Origin of the sequence: Pseudomonas sp. Z4-20, assembly GCF_051131955.1 — a bacterium.
In the GTDB taxonomy this organism is placed as follows: Bacteria; Pseudomonadota; Gammaproteobacteria; order Pseudomonadales; family Pseudomonadaceae; genus Aquipseudomonas; species Aquipseudomonas marvdashtae.
On record NZ_CP071641.1, the window covers coordinates 3,305,265 to 3,327,358 of the forward strand.

A 22,094-nucleotide genomic window follows, 5' to 3' on the forward strand; every position below is an offset into this window, starting at 1 on the left:
CTTATGCAAGTTCTGAAGGAATGTATCAGCCGTAGAAACGAGGACGCTGCGGCAACTCGACCTTCACAATCTGGCCACTCTGCTGCGCTTGGATACACGCATCCGCCGCTACTGCCGCGGCGAAGCCGTCCCAGGCCGAAGGCCCGCCCACTAGCCCGGCGCGTACGCCGTCGATGAACGCTTGCAGCTCAACGTCATAGGCCGCGATGAAGCGGTCTTTCCAGTCCATCAGGATCGCATTGGACAGCTTGGCGTCGCTGCGCAGCTGAACCTGGGACGGTTCCGGCAGCTTGGCGATGCCGGTCTCCCCCACCACTTCGCACTGGATGTCATAGCCGTACTGGCAATTGACGAACACTTCGACGTCGATGCGCGTGCCCTTGGCGGTTTCCAGCAAGACGACCTGCGGGTCCCGCAAGTGCGCCAAGGCCTTGCTGGTCTTGCGCGGGAACACCACCTGCACCGACACGTAGTCATCGGCCAACAGCCAGCGCAACACATCGAGCTCGTGGATCAAGGTGTCGGTGATTGCCATGTCGGTCTTGTAGTTCTCACCCACGCTCGGGTTGCGGTGGGCGCAGTGCAGCATCAGCGGCTCGCCGATCTGGCCGCTGTCGATCACCGCTTTGAGCGCTCGATAGCCTTCATCGTAGGGGCGCATGAAACCCACCTGCACCAGGCGCTTGCCGTGGGCCACTTCGGCGTCGATGATCCGGCGGCAGCCTTCGGCGGTGACAGCCAAGGGTTTTTCACAGAACACCGGCTTGCCCGCCGCAATGGCCGCCAGGACGAATTCTTCGTGGCTCGGCCCCCAGGAGGTGACCAGGATCGCCTCGACGTCCGGCGCCTTGATCAATGCATGGCCGTCGGGGTAGACCTCGGCGGTCAGCTTCAAGTCGGCCACCACCTTCGCCGCCTGGGCGAGGTTGATGTCGGTCACCGCCACCACCTGGCTGTTGAGCAAGGTTTGGCTGCAACGACGGATGTGGTCCTGGCCGATGGCCCCGGTGCCGATGACGCCCAGCTTCAAAGACATTTGGAACTCCTTAATGTAGGTGTTGGGGCAATCAGTATTGACGGGCCTTGGCCAGTCGTTCATTGAGGGTCTTGGCGACCGCGTCGGTGCGGGCGCTGGTGGAGACCTGCGCCACGCCGACCCGCCACCAGGACAGGTATTTGTGGATCATTGTCTTGGGCAGGACCTTGATATCGATCAGCGTCGAGACTGTCTGGCGCCGGGCATCGGCCAAGGCTGCGTGCAGCTCGTCGAGGGTCTTGACCTTATAGGTCTTGCAGCCGTAGGCCGCCGCGCTCATGGCGAAGTCCACCGGCACAAAACCGCCGTCGAGCTTGCCGGTGTCCGGGTTGCGGAAGCGGAACTCGGTGCCGAAGCTGTCCATGCCGTGTTCCATTTGCAGGTTGTTGATGCAACCGAACGTCATGTTGTCGAGCAGCACGACGTTGATCTTGCGGCGTTCCTGGATCGAAGTGGCGAGTTCCGAATGCAGCATCATGTAGGAACCGTCACCCACCAAGGCATAGACCTCTTTGTCCGGCTCGGCGAGTTTCACCCCCAGGGCAGCGTTTACCTCATAGCCCATGCACGAATAACCGTATTCGACGTGGTAGGTATTCACGCCCAGGCTGCGCCAGCTGCGCTGCAAATCGCCGGGCAAGCTGCCGGCGGCGGCAACGATGATCGCGTCGTCCCCGAGCGTTTCGTTGAGAGTGCCCAGCACGCGGCTCTGGGTCAGGCAGGAGCCGGTGAGTTCGATGAACTCGCGAAACACCGCTGGGTCCATGTGGTCGTTGATTTCCGGGACGAAGTCCTCGGTCTTGAAGTCTGCCTGATAGATCCGGTCCACCTCGGCATCCAACTGAGCCTTGGCGTCGAAGATCTGCCCGCTCCATTCGGCGCGATAATCGCCCATCCCGGCCGACAACGCCTCCAGGCCCGAACGGGCGTCGGCCAGCAGTTGCACGCCATCGAGCTTCAAGGCATCGCACGGGCTGATGTTGAGGTTGAGAAACTGCACGTCGGGGTGCTGGAACAGCCATTTCGACGCGGTGGTGAAATCGCTGTAGCGCGTACCGATACCGATGATCAAGTCCGCTTCCTTGGCCAGCAGGTTCGCCGCCAGGCAGCCGGTTTCGCCGACGCCGCCGACGTTCAGCGAGTGGCTGGAGACCACGGCACTTTTACCGGCCTGGGTCTCGGCAAACGGAATGTCGAAGCGCTCGGCGAAGGCCTGGAGCGCGGCGTTGGCGCCGGAATAGCGCACGCCGCCACCACAGATGATCAACGGCTTGCGCTTGCCCTTGAGCAGCGCCAGGGCATCGCCGAGCATCGCTTCGGTGGCCGGGCGGCGGTCGATGCGGTGCACGCGTTTTTGCAGGAAGTAATCCGGATAGTCGTAGGCCTCGGCCTGCACATCCTGAGGCAGCGCCAGGGTCACCGCGCCGGTCTCGACCGGATCGGTGAGCACGCGCATTGCCTGGATCGCGGCGGTCATCAGTTGCTCAGGGCGATTGATCCGGTCCCAGTATTTGCTCACGGCCTTGAACGCATCGTTGGTGCTGATGCTCAGGTCGTGGAATTGTTCGATCTGCTGTAGCACCGGGTCCGGCTGGCGGCTGGCATAGACGTCACCGGGTAATAGCAGCAACGGAATACGGTTGGCTGTCGCGGTTGCGGCGGCGGTCAGCATGTTCGCCGCGCCGGGGCCAACCGATGAGCTGCAGGCGTAGATCTTGCGCCGCAGGTGCTGCTTGGCAAACCCGATGGCGGCATGGGCCATGCCCTGTTCGTTGCGGCCCTGATGGACCACTAGGTCGCCACTGTCCTGTTCAAGCGCCTGGCCCAGGCCCAGCACATTGCCGTGGCCAAAAATGGTAAACACCCCGGCGATGAACTTGCTCTGTACGCCATCGACCTCGATGTACTGGTTATCGAGGAATTTCACCAGGGCCTGGGCCATGGTCAGTCGTGTTGTGGTCATGCTTGCACCTTATTCTGGATTGCAGGTCTGGAATGCAACTGGCGGCGCTCGGTTTCGGTTCCCGCTGCAAAGCCCGGCCAGATTGGCAGTCGCGTCAGGCCTGGGAGCTTTTCAGGTGGTTCATGCTCGCCCCTAACGCCTGGCGGATATCGGCCAGCTCATGGACGCTTTCGGCAAACGGCTCGAAGGACAAATAGCCTTCATAACCTGCGGCCCTCAGCGCTTCGATCTGCCCAGCGTTGCCGAGAATGTCGGCCTCGCCGACCAGCACCCGATGGCCGTCGCGAATGGTCGCCAACGGTGCCTGGGCATCCTCGACGCCGGAAATGTGCACCAGCCCGGTCAGGTCAGGGAAAAATTCCTCTTCGCCTGCCAAGTGATGATGAAAGGTGTCATGCACCAGGCGGAACACATCCAGCCCGCCGCTGGCCTTGATCGCTTCCACCGCCGTGCGCTTGTGCCGCAACGAACACTCTTCGAAACCCAGCGGCTCGATGAAGCCGTAGATACCAAAGGCGCGCAGGATCGGCGCCAGCTCACTGAGCGAGGTGCGTAGCCCCGCCGCGCGCTCGGACTCGCTGCGCGGGTCGGTGCGGTCGTTGAGCGGGCACATCACCAGTCCCTCGGCGCCGCATTCGCGGGCGTAGTCAGCCAATCGCACGGCCTGGGTGCGGCGCTCCTCGTTCCACACATCGAAGGGGTACAGGGCGTTGATCGACAACACCTTGATGCCGCGTGCCTCGCACAACTCACGGACCCGGGCCGGTGGCATGCCGTCTTCGATCTCGACGCCCTTCAGGTCATTGCGAATCTCGATGGCGTCGGTTTTCAGCGCCAGGGCCAGGTCGATGAACGCCGGGAGTGACAGGCGCGGGGCAACCATTCGGTTCAAGGCAAAACGCAGGGGCTTGTTCATTGTTGTTCTCCCTCCGGCATTCATTAGATGGGTTATTGGGCAGTGGGCATGCTGAATTCAGGCCCCTTGGCGATACTGTCGGGCCAGCGTTGCATCACGCTCTTGTAGCGACTGTAGAAGCGCAGGCCTTCCTCGCCGTAGGCGTGGTGATCGCCAAACAACGAACGCTTCCAGCCCCCAAAGGAATGCCAGGCCATGGGCACCGGAATCGGCACGTTGATGCCCACCATGCCGACCTTGATGCTGCGGGCAAACGCCCGGGCGATGCCGCCGTCGCGGGTGAAACACGACACGCCGTTGCCGAACTCATGGGCATTGATCAACGCCACCGCCGTGGCGAAATCCGGTACACGGACGATCCCCAGCACCGGACCGAAAATCTCTTGCTGGTAGATGCTCATCTCGGCAGTGACCTGGTCGAACAGCGTCGCCCCGACAAAGAAGCCCTGCTCGGCTCCCGGTACTTTGAAGCCGCGACCATCGACAATCAGGCGAGCGCCTTCGGCCACGCCAGCGTCGATGAAACCTTCGACTTTGGCCTTATGCTCGGCCGTCACCAGCGGGCCCATGTCGGTGCCAGGTTGCTGGCCGTTGCCGACCTTCAACTGGTCGATACGCGGCAGCAGGCGAGCGATCAGTTCATCGCCGACCTCGCCCACCGCCACGGCAATGGAAATCGCCATGCAGCGCTCGCCGGCCGAACCGTAGGCCGCGCCGATCAGCGCATCCGCCGCCTGGTCGAGGTCAGCGTCGGGCATGACAATCATGTGATTTTTCGCCCCGCCCAAGGCCTGTACGCGCTTGCCGTTCGCGGTGCCTTGCTGGTGGATGTATTCGGCGATGGGCGTGGAACCGACAAAGGAAATCGCCTCGATGTCCGGGTGCTGCAATAGCGCATCCACCGCCGCCTTATCGCCCTGGACGACGTTGAACACCCCGTCCGGCAGGCCTGCTTCGGTCAGCAAGCGGGCCATTAGCAGGCTTGCGGACGGGTCGCGCTCCGAAGGCTTGAGGATGAAACAGTTGCCGGCGACCAGCGCCAGGGGAATCATCCACAACGGCACCATCACCGGAAAATTGAATGGCGTTACGCCGGCGCACACGCCCAGGGGCTGGCGCAGGTTCCAGTTGTCGATGCCGCCGCCGATGTTGTCGCTGAAATCGGTCTTGAGCAGGCTCGGCGCACCGCAGGCGTACTCGACGATCTCGATGCCGCGGGTGACTTCGCCGTGGGCGTCGGACAGCACCTTGCCGTGTTCGCGGCTGATGATCTGCGCCAGTTCGTCATGATGACGGTCCAGCAGCTCCTTGAACTTGAACATGACGCGCGAGCGGCGCAACGACGACTGCTCGGACCAGCCCGGGAACGCGGCCAGCGCCGATGCCACCGCCGCCTCGACGGTTCCCGGTTCGGCCAGCGCCACCCGAGCCTGCACCGCGCCGGTGGCGGGGTTGAAGACATTGCTGAACCGGGCGGCGTCGTTGTCCTGCACGCGGCCGTTGATGTAATGGCCTATTACCGGGGTGTCGCTCATGGTGCGTGTTCTCCGTGCGAATTCTGTGAGTCAGAGGTCGAGCAGCCAGCTGTGCTGCGGATCGTTATGGAACTGCCAGACCCGCTTCGGACCGGCCATGACGTTCAGGTAATAGGACTCGTATCCATAAGGCACGCTGACCGGGTGGTAGCCCTTGGGCACCACCACCAGATCGCTGTTCTCCACGGCCATGGCCTGGTCGATGCTGCGGTCGTCGGTGTAGACCCGCTGGAACACGAAGCCCTGGGACGGGTTGACTTGGTGGTAATAGGTTTCTTCGAGAAAGCTCTGGTGCGGCAAATCGTCGGTGTCGTGCTTGTGCGGCGGATAGCTGGACGAGTGCCCCGACGGTGTGCGCACTTCCACCACTAGCAGCGAATGGGCCGGTTCACTGTCGGGCAGGATGTCGCAGACGTAACGGGTATTGGCGCCCTTGCCACGGACGCTGCGATTCATGCTCTCGGGCCGGATCAACCGTGGGCCGTATTCATTCGAGGCCGCACCCTTCGCTGCGCACACCGCCACCTGCACATCGCTCAACGCGGTGACCTGGGCTTGGCTGCCGGGCGGCAGGTAAGCGGCGTAGGGCGACTTGTCCTCGAACACCGATTGGCGATCGCCGAGGTTGTCCCAATCGAAGGCGCCCTGCCCCGGCGCTTCACCCTTGAGGTTCATGCGGCCGCTGAGCAACACCACGCACAGTTCCTGGTCACCGGCAGCCACCGGCAGGGTCTCGCCAAGGCTCAAGCGGTAGGCGGCGAAACCGACGTATTCCAATGCATCGCGCGGCAGTTCGACCATGGTTCGATCGCTGGGATTGCTCTTGATCAGCAGGCTCATGGCGCAGTCCTCTCTTGCAACAGGGCACGCAGGGTGTCGTAGCCCTTTTTCGCATAGACATAACTCGGCGCAACCGCCGGGTCCTGCTCGGCTTCCACCACCAGCCAGCCTTGGTAATCGGCGGCCAGCAGGACGTCCAGCAGCGCGGCGAAATCAATGTCGCCATCCCCCGGCACGGTGAAGGTGCCGTTGATGATGCAGTCGGGAAAGCTCCAGAGATTATTGCGCGCCAGTTGCACGACAGGTTTGCGCACGTCCTTAAAGTGCACATGGCAGATGCGTTCGATGTGTTTGCGCAGGACCTGCAACGGTTCGCCGCCGCCCATGTAGCAATGGCCCGAGTCGAACAAAAGACCGACCTCGCTGCCGGTCAAGGCCATGAGTTTGTCGATGTCCGAAGGTGATTCGACGTAGGCACCCATATGGTGGTGATACGCCAGGCGCACGCCTTGGGACAGGGTGAAGCGCGCCAGTTCGGTCAACTTGTCGGCGTAGGTTTGCCAGGCCTGATCGGTATGAAAGCGCGGCCGTTCGATCAACGGGATGCGCTGGCCCTGGATGGAGTCCGCCACTTCGCCGTAGACCAGCACCGTCGCGCCGTTCTGCGCCAATAGCTCGACATGGCTGGCAATCGCGTCGATTTCCTCGGCCGCCGAACGTCGCGCAAGGCGGCTGGAGTACCAGCCGGAGACCAACGCCAGATCATACGGACGCAACACGTCACCGACGCCCTTGGCATCCTTGGGAAATTTGCCGTTGAGCTCGAAACCTTCGTAACCGATTTCCTTGCCTTCGCTCAGCGCCGTGCTCAACGGCGTCTCGCCACCCAGGGACGGCAAGTCGTCGTTGCTCCAGGAAATCGGGTTGATGCCAATTCGAATAGCGGGCATGGCTGCACCTTTTTTGTTGTTTTCTCTAATGTTCAACCGATCACCTATGGCGAGGGAGCTTGCTCCCTCGCCACAAAAACCTGCGCAGTCATCAAGCACGGGCGCTGCGCCAGGCCTCGATCAATTCCACAAACCTGCCCTGCACGTCCCGAATCAGCGTTTCATCATCGATTTCCCCGGCCAACCAGGCCCGGCTCGGCTCCTGGAAAATCGTCCGGCCCACGGCAAAACCCCGGCACGTGGTGCTTTGGCTGGCTTGCCGAAAACCTTCGGCCAGCGCGGCGGCGGGCGCATTGAGGCCCAGCAGCACCACACCCCGGCAATACGGGTCACGCGCCTGGATCAGTTCGTCGAGTTGCTTCCACTCTTCGGCAGTCTGGCCTTCGATTTTCCACCACGCGGGAAAGATCCCCAGGTTGTAGAGGCGCTTGAGCGCGCGATAGAGCACATCCGGATGGGCCGAGGGGTGGTCCTTGGGCGGAATGACTTCCAGCAGCAATTCATGGCCGCTGACCTGGGAGGCTTTGTACAAGCCCATCAGTTGCGCCTCTTGTTCCAGTCGCAGCAGCGGCTCGTCATCGGGGTGGAATTGCACCAGGCACTTGATGATTTGTTCCTGCGGCCAAGCGATCAGGTTGCTGCCGATCGACCGTCCATGCTCGAACGCCAGCGGCCGCGAGCCTTGGACTTCCACCGGACGCGCTACCCACCAGCCGCGTCCGGTGGCGGCGTTCAGCGAGTCCTGGCCAAAACGCTGGTCGGCCAGCAGGCCGACGTCGGCGTCGATGCCTTGGCGTTGCAGGTCGGCCTCGACCCGCTCCACGGCCTGGATGAACAGTTGCTTGAGCTGGCCGATGCTGTCGAGGTCGCGCCCGCTCTTCTGGGCCAATTCCACCAACTGCCAACGATGGTCGAAGGCAAAAACGAACAGTTGTTTCCAGGTCTTACGCGGCACGCTGACCTGATGCAGCCGTTGCAATACGGCGTCCTGGTCTGGACGGGTGATTGGCACCGGGCTGTCGAACAGATACTCAAGTTCGGCCCGGGTCGGCATGGCCGGGGCACAGGCGTGGCGCGACACCACTAATCCGCCACAGGCGTTAGCCAATTGGCAGCAGCGCTCGTCGCTGGCGTCTTCCAGCCAACCGGCCAAAAAGCCCGACATGAACGCGTCACCCGCGCCGAGTACGTTCAACACCTCGACCCGCACGCCGGGGTAAAGGGCGCCGTCTTCCAGTCGGTTCGCAACCTCGCCGTGGATCACCGTGCAACCCTGCGGGCCGAGCTTGACCACCAGGGTGGCCGCCGTCAGCGAGCGTACGGTGCGCAGCGCGGTCAGCAAGTTTTCACTGCCGCCGGCAATCAAAAACTCTTCTTCGGTGCCGACGATCAGGTCGAAACGCGGCAGGATGCCTTGGACGTGTTGGCTGACTTTGCGGTCGGCGACAAAACGGGTTTCCCCATCGGCCTTGCTCGCCAAGCCCCAGAGCACCGGGCGGTAATCGATGTCGAGGACGCGCTTGACCTGATGTTTCTCGGCAAAGTCCAGCGCCTGGATGCTGGCGTCGTAGACGCCTTCGGTGGAGAAATGCGTGCCGGTGATCAGCAGCGCCTTGCTGGACGCAATGAAGGCTTCGTCGATGTCTGCGGCCCGTAGCGCCATGTCCGCGCAGTTTTCCCGGTAGAACACCAGGGGGAAGGTTTCCCGGTCCTTAATCCCCAAAAGGACCATGGCCGTCAGGCGTTCAGGATCGACTTTTATGCCGCTGACATCACACCCTTCGCGCGCTAGGGACTGGACGAGGAAGCGCCCCATGTGATCATCGCCTACCCGGCTGAGCATCGCCGACTTGAGTCCCAGGCGGGCCGTGCCGAAGGCGATGTTGGCAGATGAGCCGCCGAGGTATTTGGCAAAACTGCTGACATCTTCCAGGCGCGCGCCGATTTGCTGCGCGTAGAGATCGACGCCCAAACGTCCCAGGCAGATCACATCCAATTGACGCCCACTGGCAAAACGAGTCTGGCCCATGCTGGCTCCTGTTATTTTTATCAGCCTGCGCTTGGCGCCGGAACCGACGCCAACGCTTTGTTGGAAGCAGACTAAAACGAGCGAGCGGCAATAATCAATATTTATTCCATAAATTTTTTATGTGGAATATTTTTTCCAATACGCTATTGGTCAACCGGGCCAGACGCAGTGCATCGTTTCAGCAGGTGTTACAACCTCGTCTGCCGCTGATTTTCCCAGCGCCTACGCTGTAGACTGCGACCAGCCAACCTATTGTCGAGGGTCTACCCGATCTGCCGGGTGCCCTATAAGAACAAGCCAGAAGGATTTCCTATGACCCGCCCCGATCTGCCGGCGCCGTCCGAGAGCGCGTCCGAAGCCGCCCTCCCCAGCCCACCGGTCAACGCCGAGCGGCTGTTGCAACTGATTACCGAGGAATACGAAAGCCTGCCGCGCCAGCTCAAACGCATCGCCAGCTACATGAGCCAGCAAAGCGACCGGATCATGGTCGACCGCATCAGCGACATCGCCCGGGAGTGCGAAGTACACCCGTCGGCCATCGTCCGGTTTTCGCAACGCTTCGGCTTCAGCGGCTTCAGCGAAATGCAGGCGCTGTTTCGCGAGGCGTACACCCACAAGACCACGCCGGTACAGAACTACCAGCAACGTATTCGCAGCATGATCGCCAACAAATCGCAGAAGGCCAGCGCCGGCGACCTGGCACGCGAATGCGTCAATGCCACGCTGTCGGGCATCGAGCGCCTGGGGCTGGAGCTGGACGACGTAGCGTTCGAAAAGGCCGTCGATCTGGTGGTCAACGCCGATAACATCTACGTCGTCGGTGTACGCCGCTCATTCGCGGTGGCCGATTACCTGGTCTACAACCTGCAACACACCAACAAGCGCATTCATCTGGTCTCCGGCCTGGGCGGCAGTTATCGCGAGCAGATGCGCAGCGTGCGGGCCAACGACCTGGTCATCGCCATCAGCTTTACGCCCTACGGCAAGGAAACCCAGCATTGCCTGCGCATCGCCCAGCATCACCAGGCCAAGACGCTGATCATCACGGACAGCAACCTGTCGCCCCTGGCCAAGCGGGCCAACGCGGTCTTGCTGGTGAATGAAGGCAGCTCGTTCGCGTTCCGTTCCTTGAGTGCCACGTTGTGCCTGTGCCAGGCATTGTTCATTGCCGTGGCGTACCGGCTGGAACTCAAGGTCGATGAAATCCATGAACAGGTCGGGTTCGAGGATTGATCCTGACCTGACAAACCGCTGAAGGAGGATCCATGAAACTGATCGGCATGCTGGACTCGCCCTATGTGCGACGCGTCGCCATTTCCGCCAAACGCCTGGGAATTGTCCTCGAACATGAATCGGTCTCGGTGTTCAGGCACTTCCAGCACTTCCAGAGCATCAATCCGGTGGTCAAGGCACCGACCCTGCTGCTCGACGATGGCTTGGTGCTGATGGATTCCACCTTGATCATCGACTATCTGGAGACCTTGGCCGGCCCCGGAAACAGCCTGATGCCGACCGAGCCAGGGCAACGGTTGCGATCGCTTCAGCTGATCGGCTTGGCGTTGGCGGCGTGCGAGAAGTCGGTGCAGATCTATTACGAACGCACGCTGCGACCGACGGAAATCCAGCACGCGCCGTGGGTCGAGCGGGTATCGGGCCAGCTGCTCGCAGCCTACGAGGCGCTGGAACAGGCCCTGGAGAAACAGCCGCTGCCCACCGATGGCTCGCTCGATCAGGCCGGTATTACCGTCGCGGTGGCGTGGAGCTTCACCAATCTGCTGGTCGCTGATCAGGTGCAAGGCAAGGCGTTCCCGCAGATCAGCGCGTTTACCGTCTATGCCGAAGGGCTGGAGGCGTTTGTCAGCACGCCGATGGAATAACCGATGGGAGCGAGCAAGCCCGCTCCCATCGTAATGCTGTTCACTTAGGGCGATCGACAAATCCGTGGCGAGGGAGCTTGCTCCCGCTGGGTGACGCAGTCACCCTAAAACCAGGCACCGCGGTGCAACAGGTAAACTCTGCCAGCCGGATTTACGACTGCTGCGCAGCCGAGCGGGAGCAAGCTCCCTCGCCACAGAAGCCTGTGCGTCCCAAACCCTGTGTACCCTCTGGGGAAACATGTCGCTGACACACTCCCACCAATCGGAATAGCACTCCCTCGCCGCAAGGGATTGCCATGCCACGAACTTAAAGACCGAACGCAATCCCGTGGCGAGGGAGCTTGCTCCCGCTGGGTGGCGCAGCCGCCCCAAAACCAGGCACCGCGGTGCAACAGGTGAACTCTGCCAGCCGGATTTACGACTGCTGCGCAGGCCTATCATTTTTCTTAAATGAACCGCATTGCGCTCCCATCGGCATTTTCAGGCCAACGCCATTGCCTTCTTCTCGGCAGTCATCTCGAACCGATCCGCCAGGAACGGTGTGATGTCCAGCGGCAACGGTTCGTCGTTCACCAGTTTATCCAACAGCACGCCGGTAATGGCCGAGGTGAGGATGCCGGTGCGGAAATGTCCGCAAGCGTTGAGGTAACCCTGCGCGCCGCGCATCGGCCCCAGGATCGGCAGCTCATCGGGTGAGCCGGGACGCAGGCCGGCCCAGGTGCGTTTCAAGTTGATGTCGGCCAGCTGCGGGATACAACGCACCGCACCTTGCACCAAGCCTTCGATCTCGGGGTAGGTGGTGGTCACGTCGAAGCCTTTGTCCTCCGTGGTGCTGCCGATCAGGATTTCGCCGTTGTCTTTCTGCGCCACATAACAATCGCTGGTGGTCAGGCAGCCCTTGAGGATCTTTGGCATGCGCTCGGTCAGCAGGATCTGGCCCTTGACCGGCTTGACTGGAATCCGCACGCCCGTGGCCTGCTCGCTCAGATCCGCGGCCCAGGCCCCGGCGGCGTTGATCAGGGTCTGGCAACTGAACGTCCCGGCCTCGGCGGTCTTCACGCCCGTCACCCGAGTCCCGCTACGCAAGACTTCAGTCACGTTAGTGTTGAAGAACATATCGACGCCGTTCTGCCGTGCGCCCTCGGTGTAGGCATCGGCCAGGCGGAACGGGCTGACCTGGTGGTCGCACAGGAACTCCAGCGCGCCGCGGGCCTCATGGCTGACATTCGGCTCGGCCTCGCGCAAGGCGGCCTGGTCGAGCCAACGCACCTGATCGGCCAGATGAGGAATGCAAGCAACGATGTGCTCGGCGTACAAGCGGTCCTCATCGTCATAGATCACAAACTTGAGCCCGGTCTCTTCGAACTTGAAATCCATGCCATGGCGGTCGATCAACTCGCGGTGCAACTGCGGGTACAGCGCATTGGACTGCAAGGCGAAATCGAAAAACGAGGCGGGTAAAATGTGCGGTGTGCTGGCATCCACCGCCACGGCGGCGCCCTGGGCCTGGCGCTTGCGATTGGCCGACATCATGCGAAAGAAAATCACCCCGCAACCCAGGCCCACCGATTCGCCGATGGCCCACAGGCCACCGGCCGATGCGCGGGTGGCGTTGCCGGGGCGCTTGGCATCGATCAGGGCGATCTTCAGGTGCCTGCGTTTGGACAGCTGATAGGCACAGGAAGCGCCGATCACACCTCCACCCGCAATCACTACGTCATAGTGTCTAGTCATCGGAAACGGCCTCCATGGCGACGTTCTGGAACGCTGAAAAAGGAATCGGATCGATGGGGAAACGCGGCCGCAGCCAGCCCACATCGGCGCGCCCGGTGGCTTCGCGCAACCGGTCGGAGCAATAGCCGACACACATGCGCCCCTGGCAATCGCCCATGCTCACGCGGGTTCGCATTTTCAGGCTGGCCATGTCTTGCACGCCCTGCTCCAAGGCGCGATCAATGTCGGCGCGCGTGGCATGTTCGCAGCGACAGATCACCGTATCGGCGCTCGGCAGCGTCGTTTGCCCGGCCCCGCGTCGGGTGTAGCGATCGACAGCGGCGCGAAAGCGGATAATCCGATCCAGTTGCGCTTGGTAACGCTCGCGCTGCTTCAGAGCCGCGGGCGCATCCAGGACCTCGCGTTGCACCAAAGCCGACAGCGCCGCGATGCGCCCGCTCAGCATGGCGGCTTCACCGCCGCGAATCCCGCCCATGTCGCCCGCCAGATGAACATGGGCCTCGCTGCCGCGCTGCCAGGCATCGGACACGGCTCGCAGGTAGCCGTCCTCGCTGAAGCCATGCTCAAGCCCCATCTGCTGGCTCAATTGGGTGCGCGGGATAAACCCATACCCGACCGCCAGTGTCTGGGCCGGCACCTGTTCGGCGCGCGCGAGGTCCGGCGCCCAATCACCGGAATAGGGCGCTACGGTTACATTGCTCAACTCCCCTTCGCCCTGGGCCCGCACCACGCCCCAACCGTAACGCACGGGAATGCGATGCCGCTTGAGATAGGCCAGCATGCCCAATCCATCGAGAAACAGCTGCGGCTTGTTCAACAAAGCCAAGCTCTGCCTGGCAATCTTGCCAAAGGCACAGGCCTCGTAGACACCCGCCACGGCGACGCCCGACGCGTGCAGCTGACAAGCCACCAGCGGCAGCAGCGGTCCGGTCCCCGCAATGACGACCGGGCTTGGCGGTTTTACCACCCCGCTCTTGATCTGCAACTGCAGGCCGCCGAGCATCATCACGCCTGGCAGCGTCCAGCCCGGGAACGGCACGCTGCGCTCATGACAACCGGCCGCCAGGATCAATTGCGAATAGGCAACCTCACGCAGGCGCTCGTCGGCGTCCAGCAGCATCAGAGCCCGGAAACCTTCGGCGCCGATGACACGGCTGCCCAATCGCACGTCGATCAAGTCGGCGTGACGCTGGAATTGCCCATGGAGTTTCTCCAGCGCTTGGCTGTAACGAGGTCCCAGGTAGTCCAGGCGCACACCATCGCGCAGCGGCCCGCGATACACCACGCCCCCCAGGCGCGGTGCTTCCTCGAGCAACGTGCAGCGAACCCCGTGGGAGGCCAGCTCGATGGCTGCCGCCATGCCCGCCGGCCCGCCGCCGACGATCACTGGATCGAGGTTCATGGCGCCTCCGTCTCGGCAATGCGGTTGGCCCGGGTTTCGATCTGCATGCCGGGTCGCACCAGGGTCTGGCAAGCGCGACGCTTGTGACGGCCGTCGATCTTGACAAGGCAGCATTGGCAGACGCCCATGCCGCAGTAGGCCCCGCTGATCTGGCCATGGTCGTTGCGCGCCACCTGGCGCCTCCCCACGGCCTGGATCACGGTCAGCACGGTTTCGCCTTGAGCGGCATTGACCGTCTGCCCGTCCAGGCGCACGGTCATGTCGGCCTGTTTCAACGGCTGGATATCGTAGTGTCGGTGTATGAGTTCTTGAGGTTGCATCGTGCTGCACTTCCTTGATAGTTCAGTAGGCCTCGGCTCCTTGCGGAAAGCCATTACTACCCGGCGTCATTGCCCCGCCAGCGACTGCGCGCCAAAACGGGGCGGCGGACGCAGCATGCTGGTGCGTGCCGGAACAACGTTAGGGAATATTTGTGACGAAGTGTTGATCCAGGCCAGTAAATCCCTATGTCGTCTCCCATGAAGTTTTTTTCAGAAAGCCGACAGGTATTATTTGGCAGAATGCTGCGCAGTCGCTCCAATTTCCTCATCCGGAACTGCCCATGAACCGCATCCTGACCATCGAAGACGACGCCGTGACCGCCCGTGAGATCGTCGCCGAACTGACCCGCAACGGCCTGGACGTCGATTGGGTCGACAATGGCCGCGAAGGCCTGGAACGGGCCGTCAGCGGTGACTACGACCTGATCACCCTGGACCGCATGCTGCCCGAGCTCGACGGTCTGGTGATCGTCACCACGTTGCGGACCATGGGCGTGGCCACGCCGATCCTGATGATCAGCGCCCTTTCCGATGTCGACGAACGCGTGCGCGGCCTGCGCGCTGGCGGCGACGATTACCTGACCAAGCCGTTTGCCACTGACGAGATGGCCGCCCGCGTCGAAGTGCTGCTGCGGCGCAACAATGGCGCCCGCGAACCGGAAACCGTGCTGCGGGTGGCGGACCTGGAGCTGAACCTGATCAGCCGCGAAGCCAGCCGTAACAGCCAATTGCTGAGCCTGCTGCCCACCGAGTACAAGCTGCTGGAATTTCTCATGCGCAACAGCGGCCAGATCCTCTCGCGCATGATGATTTTCGAGGAAGTCTGGGGTTATCACTTCGACCCGGGCACCAACCTGATCGATGTCCACATCGGTCGCCTGCGCAAGAAAATCGACCCGCCGGGCCTGGAACCGCTGATCCGCACGGTACGAGGTTCCGGTTATGTCATTGCTGAACCCCGCTAAGGGCTGGCGCTCCTCCAGCAGCCGCCTGCTGGCGCTCTACAGTGCGCTGTTCGTGATCTGGAGCGCGATCCTGATGGGGGTGATGTATTACGAGGTATTCGGCTACCTCGACAGCCTCGCCAAGCATTCGCTGATGCAACGCCAGCACCTGTTTGCCCGCATCCACGGCGATCAATTGGAAGACGCGCTGATGGCCAGCCTGACCCTGGATGAGCGCGGCGTCGACGCCTACGGCCTGTTCGACCCGCAACTGCGCCATTTGAGCGGGCCGATCCTGCGCATCCCCGCCGACCTGCCCCTGGATGGCAAGATTCATATGCTCGGTGGCTGCGTCGATTCCGACGATCCAGGCGTGCCGTCCGACAGCTGCGATGCGGTAGCGACCCGGACCCAGGACGGTCGCTGGCTGGTACTGGCACGGGACAACGGCTCGCTGTTCGCGGTGACGCGGATCATCCTGCACGCCTTGTTCTGGGGCGTGTCGCTGACCATCCTGCCAGGCGTTGCCGGCTGGCATCTGCTGCGCCGCCGTCCGCTGCGGCGCATTCGCGCCTTGCAGGCGAGTGCCGAAGCAATCGTCGCCGGCGACCTGAAGCATCGCCTGCCGCTGTCGAGTCGTCGCGATGAGTTGGACATGCTGGCCGCCATCGTCAATGCCATGCTCGACCGCATCGAACGATTGATGAATGAAGTCAAAGGCGTGTGCGACAACATCGCCCACGACCTGCGAACACCGCTGACACGCCTGCGCGCCCAGCTTTATCGCATCCAGCAAGAGGCGGCGGACGGCTCTGCCGAAGCGCTGCAAATGGACCAGGTGATCGCCGAGACCGACACGCTCATGGCGCGATTTCGCGGCTTGCTGCGAATTTCCGAGCTGGAGGACCAACAGCGCCGCTCTGGCTTCGTGCGCCTCGACCCGTTGCCGCTGTTGCAGGAATTGCACGACTTCTACCTGCCACTGGCTGAAGAAGGCGAACTGGTCTTCATCCTGGAATTACCCGACAGCCTGCCCTTGCTCAACGGCGATCGCGCCTTGCTGTTCGAAGCGGTGTCAAACCTGTTGAGCAACTCGATCAAGTTCACCCCGCCGGGCGGCAAGGTGATCCTGCGAGGCGTCGATCAGGGCGACAGCACGCGCATCGAAGTACTCGACTCCGGCCCCGGTATCCCCGAGGCAGAACGCAAGGCGGTGTTCCGGCGTTTCTATCGCGCCGAGGGCAGCAGCCAGCACGGCGGATTCGGCCTGGGCCTGTCGATCGTCGCCGCAATAGCCAGCTTGCACGGGTTCACGCTGGAGGTGGATCGCAGCGAGTCGGGAGGCGCGCGCCTGGTGCTCGATTGTCGGGCGACGCTGCTCTGATCATGCGCTCTATAACTCAGGCCGGATCGCTGCGATGCAACGGCGTGTTGTACAGCTCATAGCGCAGTTCATCGATCAGCTTGGCCAGGCTTTCTTCAGATCGGATGCTTTCCACGCTCATGCCGCTGACCACCAGGTCAACCTCGCCGCTTTCTTCGTGATACAGGCGGATGGTGAGCGTGCCATCGCCATTGAGGCTGCATTCGCAAGCCAGTGGCGCAAAGCTTTTTTCGAGTTGGGCGCGCAGGGGAGCCAGATGAGTCATGGCGTGCACCTCAGCTTCGAAAGCGCAAATGACCCGTGGACGATCCCGGCCTGATGGCTCGGGCAGACGTCCTGTCGTTCTCGATCTTGAAGGGTTCAGTGCACATCGTGGCGTATTCCTTGACTGTTTCGTGGGGACGCGGCATCAACTGGAACGCCGCACCCTTCAGCCTAAGGACGTTACAGCCCGAGCAAAACCCGTATTTGCACCAGTACGCCAGGTGCATTTGCACTGGCTATCATGGTGCCTTCATCCGCCATTCGTTGGCGAACAAGCCGCGTTCCCGCGCCCACACAATCGCCTCGCTGCGGCTGTGGACGTCGAGTTTCGAATAGAGAGTCGCCACATGATTGCGCACGGTATTGGGGGCCAACTTCAAACGCGCGGCAATTTCCTTATCCGCCAGTCCCTCGCAAATCAGCCCCAGCACATCACGCTCCCGGGCCGTCAGTTCGGTGAAAGACGTCGCCGGCGACTGCGCGTTGATGCTTTTCACATTGGCCAGTTTTTCGATCAGGGTCCGGCTGAACCATGACGCGTCCTTCATCACTTCCTCGATGGCGGCCACCAATTCCAGCTCCGAGCGCTTGCGCTCGGTGATGTTCATCAGCACCAGCAAGTAGCACGGTTTGTCCTGGATGAGTACGGTATCGGCGGCTACTTCGCAATCGATCTGCTCCCCGCCTTTCTTATGCACCTTGACGTCGACGCTGGACACCGCGGCAGCCTTTTCCAGTCGGGCAAAAAGCGCCGCCCCGGCGTCCTTGTCGAGAAAGCCGATTTCCTCCACGGTCTTGCCCAACAGTTCCTCGCTGGCGTATCCGCTGGCCTGAAGAAAAGCCTCGTTGATTTCCAGCAGTTGCTGCTCACCGCTGCAGATCAAGGTCGGCACCGGCGACAGGCGGAACGATTTGGCAAAACGCTCCTCGCTCTGGCGCAGTGCGGTTTCCGCCTTGCGTCGTGGTTCCATGTCCATGAAGGAAAACAACATGCAATCTTCATCGTGCAGGTCCAGCGGCTGACCCGCGACAACCACCTGCTTGTTGGTGCCGTCAGGCAATCGCAGCTCGGCCTGCATCTGCGGAATGGTCGCGCCCTGCCCCAGCCGCTCGATGGCCAGGGCGCGCTTCTCGGCCGCCTCGAGTACATCCAACTCGTACACCGAACGCCCGATCACCTGCTCGCGACTGTAGCCGGTCATTTCCAGGAAACCCGCGTTGACCTTGATGTAGCGCAGGTCGCTCAGACGGCAGATCACCGCTGGCGCCGGGTTGGCGCCGAAGGTCTTCTCGAAACGCTGTTCAGCGCTGGCCCATTCGGTGGCGTCGCTGAGAATAAGCACCAGGTATTCCGGTTCGTCGTTGCGGTCGGTCAGCACCATGCCGCGGATGCGGTGCACCCAGGTGCGATCCGGATCCGCCGCCGGTGTGACTTCCACCAGCACGTCACTGAATTCATCGCCGCGCGCCACGCGGGCGATCGGGTAGTTTTCCTCGGGCAGCGAATGATTGTTGCGGTAGCGCAGGTTGAAGCGTTTGGCGTACGCCTTGGCATTGCGACCCAGCTCTTCAAGTGCCTTGACGCCGTGCATGGTCAAGGCGGCTTCGTTGGCCCAGGCGATGGTCTGGTCGACCTCCACCAGGATCACGCCGTCAGACAGCCCGGCGATGATCTGCAGCAATTGGCGACGATTGGTATCGGTGTTCGGGACGCCCTGATTCATTGGGTCTCCATGGGTCATAACGTTCAAGCACGGATGCGCTGAAGGTTACGACCACATGGGCTGGCGATCGTGCGCCAGGGCCTCAAAGCGCCGAAGCGATAGCCTTGCCGACGTCCTGGGTCGAGCCCTGCCCGCCCAGGTCCGGGGTGATCGGCCCTTGGGCAATCACCTGCTCGATAGCCTGGAGAATCCCGTCATGGGCCGCGCGATAACGCTCATCGCCATTGCCGAGGAAATCGAGCATCAGCGCGCCGGACCAGATCATCGCGATCGGGTTCGCGATGTTCTGCCCGTAGATGTCTGGCGCCGAGCCGTGCACCGGTTCGAACAGTGATGGAAAGCGTCGCTCCGGGTCGAGATTGGCCGACGGCGCAATACCGATGGTTCCGGCGCAGGCCGGGCCCAGGTCGGAGAGAATATCGCCGAACAGGTTCGAGGCAACTACCACGTCGAAACGGTCCGGCTGCAAGACAAAACGCGCGCAGAGGATGTCGATGTGTTGCTTGTCCCAGGTCACCTCGGGGTAGTGCTCGGCCATCAACGCAGTGCGTTCATCCCAGTACGGCATGCTGATGGAGATCCCGTTGGACTTGGTCGCCGCCGTCAGGCGCTTGCGCGGTCGAGCCTGGGCCAAATCGAAAGCAAACTTGAGGATCCGGTCGACGCCTCGGCGGGTGAACACCGACTCCTGCAAGACGAACTCATGCTCGGTGCCCTCGAACATCTTGCCGCCGACCGATGAATATTCACCCTCGGTGTTTTCACGGATTACCACGAAATCGATATCCCCCGCCTCTCGTCCGGCCAGCGGGCACGGCACACCTGGAAACAGGCGCACCGGGCGAATGTTCACGTACTGGTCGAAATCGCGGCGGAACTTGAGCAGCGAGCCCCACAGGGAAATATGGTCCGGGACCTTGTCCGGCCAACCCACGGCGCCGAAGTAGATCGCGTCGAAACCCCTGAGTTGCTCGAACCAGTCGGTGGGCATCATCTGCCCGTGCTCCAAGTAATAATCACAGTGGGCCCAATCGAGCACTTCAATGCTCAAGTCCAACTGCCACTTCTTCGCGGCCTGCTCCAACACGCGCAGGCCTTCGGGCAGCACTTCCCTGCCAATACCATCACCGGCAATCGCAGCGATTCGAAAGGGTTTGCTCATCAATCATGACTCCCAAGGGTCCGTTCAAACGATGGCCGCATCACAACCCACCGATGTGGAAGGCTTTGACTTCAAGGTATTCATCCAGGCCGTACTTGCTGCCTTCGCGGCCCAGTCCCGACTGTTTGATACCGCCGAAGGGCGCAACTTCCATGGAAATGATCCCGGTATTGAGGCCGATCATGCCGAACTCCAGCGCCTCACCGAACCGCCATGAACGGCGCAGGTCCTGGGTGAAGTAATAAGCGCCCAGGCCATAGGGCGTGGCATTGGCCAGAGCCAATGCCTCATCTTCGGTGGTAAAACGCATCAGCGGGGCAACGGGGCCGAAGGTTTCTTCGTTGGCCAGCAGCATCCCGGCATGGGCGTCGCCCAGCACCGTCGGCTCGACAAACTGGCTGTCGCCCCGGGGAATCGCGCCACACAACAATCGCGCGCCCTGGCTCAGCGCATCATCGATATGCCGGGCGACCTTGCTCACCGCCGCCGGGTTGATCAACGGGCCGATCATGACATCGGCCTCAAGGCCATTGCCGACCTTGAGCTTGCGCACCTCTTGCACCAGGCGCTCGGCGAAGCATTCGTAGATACCGTCCTGCACCAGGATACGGTTGGCGCAGACACAGGTCTGGCCGGCGTTGCGAAACTTGCTTTGCATGATGCCGACCACGGCCTGTTCCAGGTCCGCGTCGTCAAACACAATGAACGGCGCGTTGCCCCCCAGCTCCAGGCTCAGCCGCTTGATGTGCTCGGCGCTCTGGCGCATCAGCAGCCGGCCGACCGCCGTGGAGCCGGTGAAGGAAATCTTCCGTACCGTGGGGTTGCCGGTCAGCTCCTCGCCAATACCGGCGGGCAAACCGGTCACGACGTTGAAAACCCCGGCCGGAATCCCGACCCGCTCGGCCAGCACCGCCAATGCCAGCGCCGACAAGGGCGTCAGGTCTGAAGGCTTGACGATGACCGGGCACCCCGCCGCCAAGGCCGGCGCGCATTTGCGGGTGATCATCGCATTGGGGAAATTCCACGGCGTGATGGCGGCGCAGACACCCACCGATTGCTTGAGCGTGAGCAGGCGACGGTCCCCGCTGGGGGCCGGTATGGTTTCGCCATAGATCCGGCGGGCTTCTTCGGCGAACCATTTGACGAAGCCGGCACCATAGCGAATCTCGCCCTTGGCTTCGCTCAGCGGCTTGCCCTGCTCATAGGTCATGATCAGCGCGAGGTCGTCGAAGTTGTCCATCATGGCTTGATACCAGCGCTCCAACAGCCCCGCCCGCTCCGCCGCCGGACGCGCCCGCCACGCCGGCCAGGCCCGCTCGGCGGCCTCGATGGCGCGCCGGGTCTCGCTGCCTTGCATCGCAGGGACGCGGGCGAGCACTTGGCCGGTGGCAGGGTTGATGACGTCGAGGGTGGCGCCATCGTCGGCGGCGATCCACTGTCCATCGATATAGGCCAGTTCCGCCAGCAGGCTGGGGTCTTTCAGGTGTTGTGTGAGCATGGTCATGTCCTGTTTCGAGGTAGCTCCAGTCTAGGGAGACGCTACGGCGCAGGATGCTGAAAGTGGGGTTTGGGCGGTGTTGGATGCTGAAGTTTTGGGGTGGGACGGCAGGCTATACCGAGGGGCTGTGGTTGCTTTGCTTTGTGGCTGGGTGTGGGTGTATATCCTTTTTTTGGGTGATGGCTGATTATGGTTTCGCTTTTACAGCGACTCACTTTCGAAGAGCGCGAAAGTAAGCAAAGCGCTTTTGCCCCACCACTCGGCACCTCGCCTCGGCTCGGTGTGCCCTCACTCCGGCATTGCTCCGTGGGCCCGCCGCGAAGGCCCATCCATGGGCCAGCGCGGCTATCCCGGCATCCATGCCGGGATGCCCACTGCGCAATACCTGCGTTCGGCCAGCGTGGTTAACGGGGCGCCGAGATCAACGTCCGCTGCGAGGCGGCCTTAGAGCCGACCTGGTTTGGGTGGGATTGCGTTTTTCCTGTGCGAGCCTGCTTGCTACGGAACTCAAAGAAAACGATGCCCCCGTGGCGAGGGAGCTTGCTCCCGCTCGGCTGCGCAGCGGCCGTAAAATGC

General features: G+C 62.2%; 18 protein-coding genes. 4 read left to right on the forward strand and 14 right to left on the reverse strand.

Annotation, left to right across the window (positions count from 1 at the left end):
• Positions 1–25: 25 nt before the first annotated feature.
• From J3P82_RS14910 to J3P82_RS14940, 7 genes are all read right to left on the reverse strand, one after another.
• Positions 26–1,036, reverse strand: a complete 1,011-nt coding sequence (locus tag J3P82_RS14910; protein WP_434557523.1) for a Gfo/Idh/MocA family protein — start codon at positions 1,034–1,036, stop codon at positions 26–28.
• 31 nt (positions 1,037–1,067) lie between these two features.
• Positions 1,068–2,999, reverse strand: coding sequence for a 3D-(3,5/4)-trihydroxycyclohexane-1,2-dione acylhydrolase (decyclizing) (gene iolD / locus J3P82_RS14915; RefSeq protein ID WP_434557524.1), 1,932 nt, complete (start codon positions 2,997–2,999; stop codon positions 1,068–1,070).
• 94 nt (positions 3,000–3,093) lie between these two features.
• The gene (locus J3P82_RS14920) at positions 3,094–3,915 is read right to left on the reverse strand and encodes a TIM barrel protein (RefSeq protein WP_434557525.1); all 822 of its coding nucleotides are present in this window, start codon (positions 3,913–3,915) and stop codon (positions 3,094–3,096) included.
• 32 nt (positions 3,916–3,947) lie between these two features.
• Complete coding sequence (locus J3P82_RS14925) at positions 3,948–5,450, reverse strand: CoA-acylating methylmalonate-semialdehyde dehydrogenase (RefSeq protein ID WP_434557526.1); 1,503 nt, start codon at positions 5,448–5,450, stop codon at positions 3,948–3,950.
• Positions 5,451–5,480: 30 nt separating this feature from the next.
• Complete coding sequence (gene iolB / locus J3P82_RS14930; protein WP_434557527.1) at positions 5,481–6,290, reverse strand: 5-deoxy-glucuronate isomerase; 810 nt, start codon at positions 6,288–6,290, stop codon at positions 5,481–5,483.
• Positions 6,287–7,180: a myo-inosose-2 dehydratase gene (gene iolE, locus J3P82_RS14935; protein WP_434557528.1), complete on the reverse strand. Its 894-nt coding sequence runs from the start codon at positions 7,178–7,180 to the stop codon at positions 6,287–6,289. Before iolE ends, iolB begins: the two co-directional genes overlap by 4 nt.
• Positions 7,181–7,271: 91 nt before the next feature.
• On the reverse strand, positions 7,272–9,209 hold the full coding sequence (locus J3P82_RS14940) for a bifunctional 5-dehydro-2-deoxygluconokinase/5-dehydro-2-deoxyphosphogluconate aldolase (protein WP_434557529.1): 1,938 nt from the start codon (positions 9,207–9,209) through the stop codon (positions 7,272–7,274).
• A 312-nt stretch (positions 9,210–9,521) separates the two neighbouring features.
• Between J3P82_RS14940 and J3P82_RS14945 the strand changes: the two genes are divergently transcribed.
• Together J3P82_RS14945 and J3P82_RS14950 are read left to right on the forward strand one after the other, a co-directional pair.
• Complete coding sequence (locus tag J3P82_RS14945; protein ID WP_434557530.1) at positions 9,522–10,442, forward strand: MurR/RpiR family transcriptional regulator; 921 nt, start codon at positions 9,522–9,524, stop codon at positions 10,440–10,442.
• A 32-nt stretch (positions 10,443–10,474) separates the two neighbouring features.
• Positions 10,475–11,086 carry a glutathione S-transferase N-terminal domain-containing protein gene (locus J3P82_RS14950; protein ID WP_434557531.1) on the forward strand — a complete coding sequence of 204 codons (612 nt, stop codon included), beginning with the start codon at positions 10,475–10,477 and terminating at the stop codon, positions 11,084–11,086.
• Between the two features lie 480 nt (positions 11,087–11,566).
• On the opposite strand, the gene hcnC is transcribed toward J3P82_RS14950, so the two are convergent.
• The 3 genes from hcnC to hcnA are packed head-to-tail and all read right to left on the reverse strand — an operon-like array spanning position 11,567 to position 14,542.
• Complete coding sequence (hcnC, locus tag J3P82_RS14955) at positions 11,567–12,820, reverse strand: cyanide-forming glycine dehydrogenase subunit HcnC (protein WP_434557532.1); 1,254 nt, start codon at positions 12,818–12,820, stop codon at positions 11,567–11,569.
• Complete coding sequence (gene hcnB, locus J3P82_RS14960) at positions 12,813–14,222, reverse strand: cyanide-forming glycine dehydrogenase subunit HcnB (protein ID WP_434557533.1); 1,410 nt, start codon at positions 14,220–14,222, stop codon at positions 12,813–12,815. Before hcnB ends, hcnC begins: the two co-directional genes overlap by 8 nt.
• Positions 14,219–14,542 carry a cyanide-forming glycine dehydrogenase subunit HcnA gene (gene hcnA, locus J3P82_RS14965; protein WP_434557534.1) on the reverse strand — a complete coding sequence of 108 codons (324 nt, stop codon included), beginning with the start codon at positions 14,540–14,542 and terminating at the stop codon, positions 14,219–14,221. The genes hcnB and hcnA overlap by 4 nt, the downstream gene beginning before the upstream one ends.
• Before the next feature lie 281 nt (positions 14,543–14,823).
• Here hcnA and J3P82_RS14970 point away from each other — a divergent pair, with 281 nt between their 5' ends.
• Together J3P82_RS14970 and J3P82_RS14975 are read left to right on the forward strand one after the other, a co-directional pair.
• The gene (locus J3P82_RS14970) at positions 14,824–15,507 is read left to right on the forward strand and encodes a response regulator transcription factor (protein ID WP_186640034.1); all 684 of its coding nucleotides are present in this window, start codon (positions 14,824–14,826) and stop codon (positions 15,505–15,507) included.
• Positions 15,485–16,870, forward strand: a complete 1,386-nt coding sequence (locus J3P82_RS14975; RefSeq protein WP_434557535.1) for a sensor histidine kinase — start codon at positions 15,485–15,487, stop codon at positions 16,868–16,870. Before J3P82_RS14970 ends, J3P82_RS14975 begins: the two co-directional genes overlap by 23 nt.
• 16 nt (positions 16,871–16,886) lie before the next feature.
• Here the strand turns inward: J3P82_RS14975 and J3P82_RS14980 are convergent, their stop codons facing one another.
• From J3P82_RS14980 to J3P82_RS14995, 4 genes are all read right to left on the reverse strand, one after another.
• Positions 16,887–17,135, reverse strand: coding sequence for a DUF1652 domain-containing protein (locus tag J3P82_RS14980; protein WP_434557536.1), 249 nt, complete (start codon positions 17,133–17,135; stop codon positions 16,887–16,889).
• A gap of 238 nt (positions 17,136–17,373) precedes the next feature.
• Complete coding sequence (locus J3P82_RS14985; RefSeq protein ID WP_434557537.1) at positions 17,374–18,858, reverse strand: PAS domain S-box protein; 1,485 nt, start codon at positions 18,856–18,858, stop codon at positions 17,374–17,376.
• A gap of 82 nt (positions 18,859–18,940) precedes the next feature.
• Entirely contained in the window at positions 18,941–20,020 is a 1,080-nt protein-coding gene (locus tag J3P82_RS14990) for a tartrate dehydrogenase (RefSeq protein WP_434557538.1), read from the reverse strand.
• A 40-nt stretch (positions 20,021–20,060) separates the two neighbouring features.
• Positions 20,061–21,518 carry an NAD-dependent succinate-semialdehyde dehydrogenase gene (locus J3P82_RS14995; protein WP_434557539.1) on the reverse strand — a complete coding sequence of 486 codons (1,458 nt, stop codon included), beginning with the start codon at positions 21,516–21,518 and terminating at the stop codon, positions 20,061–20,063.
• Between the last annotated feature and the right edge of the window lie 576 nt (positions 21,519–22,094).

Bases quoted from the DNA above. Each gene is read 5' to 3' on its own strand.
- J3P82_RS14910 (WP_434557523.1), bottom strand. From the start codon at position 1,036: ATGTCTTTGAAGCTGGGCGTCATCGGCACCGGGGCCATCGGCCAGGAC.
- iolD (WP_434557524.1), bottom strand. From the start codon at position 2,999: ATGACCACAACACGACTGACCATGGCCCAGGCCCTGGTGAAATTCCTC.
- J3P82_RS14920 (WP_434557525.1), bottom strand. From the start codon at position 3,915: ATGAACAAGCCCCTGCGTTTTGCCTTGAACCGAATGGTTGCCCCGCGC.
- J3P82_RS14925 (WP_434557526.1), bottom strand. From the start codon at position 5,450: ATGAGCGACACCCCGGTAATAGGCCATTACATCAACGGCCGCGTGCAG.
- iolB (WP_434557527.1), bottom strand. From the start codon at position 6,290: ATGAGCCTGCTGATCAAGAGCAATCCCAGCGATCGAACCATGGTCGAA.
- iolE (WP_434557528.1), bottom strand. From the start codon at position 7,180: ATGCCCGCTATTCGAATTGGCATCAACCCGATTTCCTGGAGCAACGAC.
- J3P82_RS14940 (WP_434557529.1), bottom strand. From the start codon at position 9,209: ATGGGCCAGACTCGTTTTGCCAGTGGGCGTCAATTGGATGTGATCTGC.
- J3P82_RS14945 (WP_434557530.1), top strand. From the start codon at position 9,522: ATGACCCGCCCCGATCTGCCGGCGCCGTCCGAGAGCGCGTCCGAAGCC.
- J3P82_RS14950 (WP_434557531.1), top strand. From the start codon at position 10,475: ATGAAACTGATCGGCATGCTGGACTCGCCCTATGTGCGACGCGTCGCC.
- hcnC (WP_434557532.1), bottom strand. From the start codon at position 12,820: ATGACTAGACACTATGACGTAGTGATTGCGGGTGGAGGTGTGATCGGC.
- hcnB (WP_434557533.1), bottom strand. From the start codon at position 14,222: ATGAACCTCGATCCAGTGATCGTCGGCGGCGGGCCGGCGGGCATGGCG.
- hcnA (WP_434557534.1), bottom strand. From the start codon at position 14,542: ATGCAACCTCAAGAACTCATACACCGACACTACGATATCCAGCCGTTG.
- J3P82_RS14970 (WP_186640034.1), top strand. From the start codon at position 14,824: ATGAACCGCATCCTGACCATCGAAGACGACGCCGTGACCGCCCGTGAG.
- J3P82_RS14975 (WP_434557535.1), top strand. From the start codon at position 15,485: ATGTCATTGCTGAACCCCGCTAAGGGCTGGCGCTCCTCCAGCAGCCGC.
- J3P82_RS14980 (WP_434557536.1), bottom strand. From the start codon at position 17,135: ATGACTCATCTGGCTCCCCTGCGCGCCCAACTCGAAAAAAGCTTTGCG.
- J3P82_RS14985 (WP_434557537.1), bottom strand. From the start codon at position 18,858: ATGAATCAGGGCGTCCCGAACACCGATACCAATCGTCGCCAATTGCTG.
- J3P82_RS14990 (WP_434557538.1), bottom strand. From the start codon at position 20,020: ATGAGCAAACCCTTTCGAATCGCTGCGATTGCCGGTGATGGTATTGGC.
- J3P82_RS14995 (WP_434557539.1), bottom strand. From the start codon at position 21,518: ATGCTCACACAACACCTGAAAGACCCCAGCCTGCTGGCGGAACTGGCC.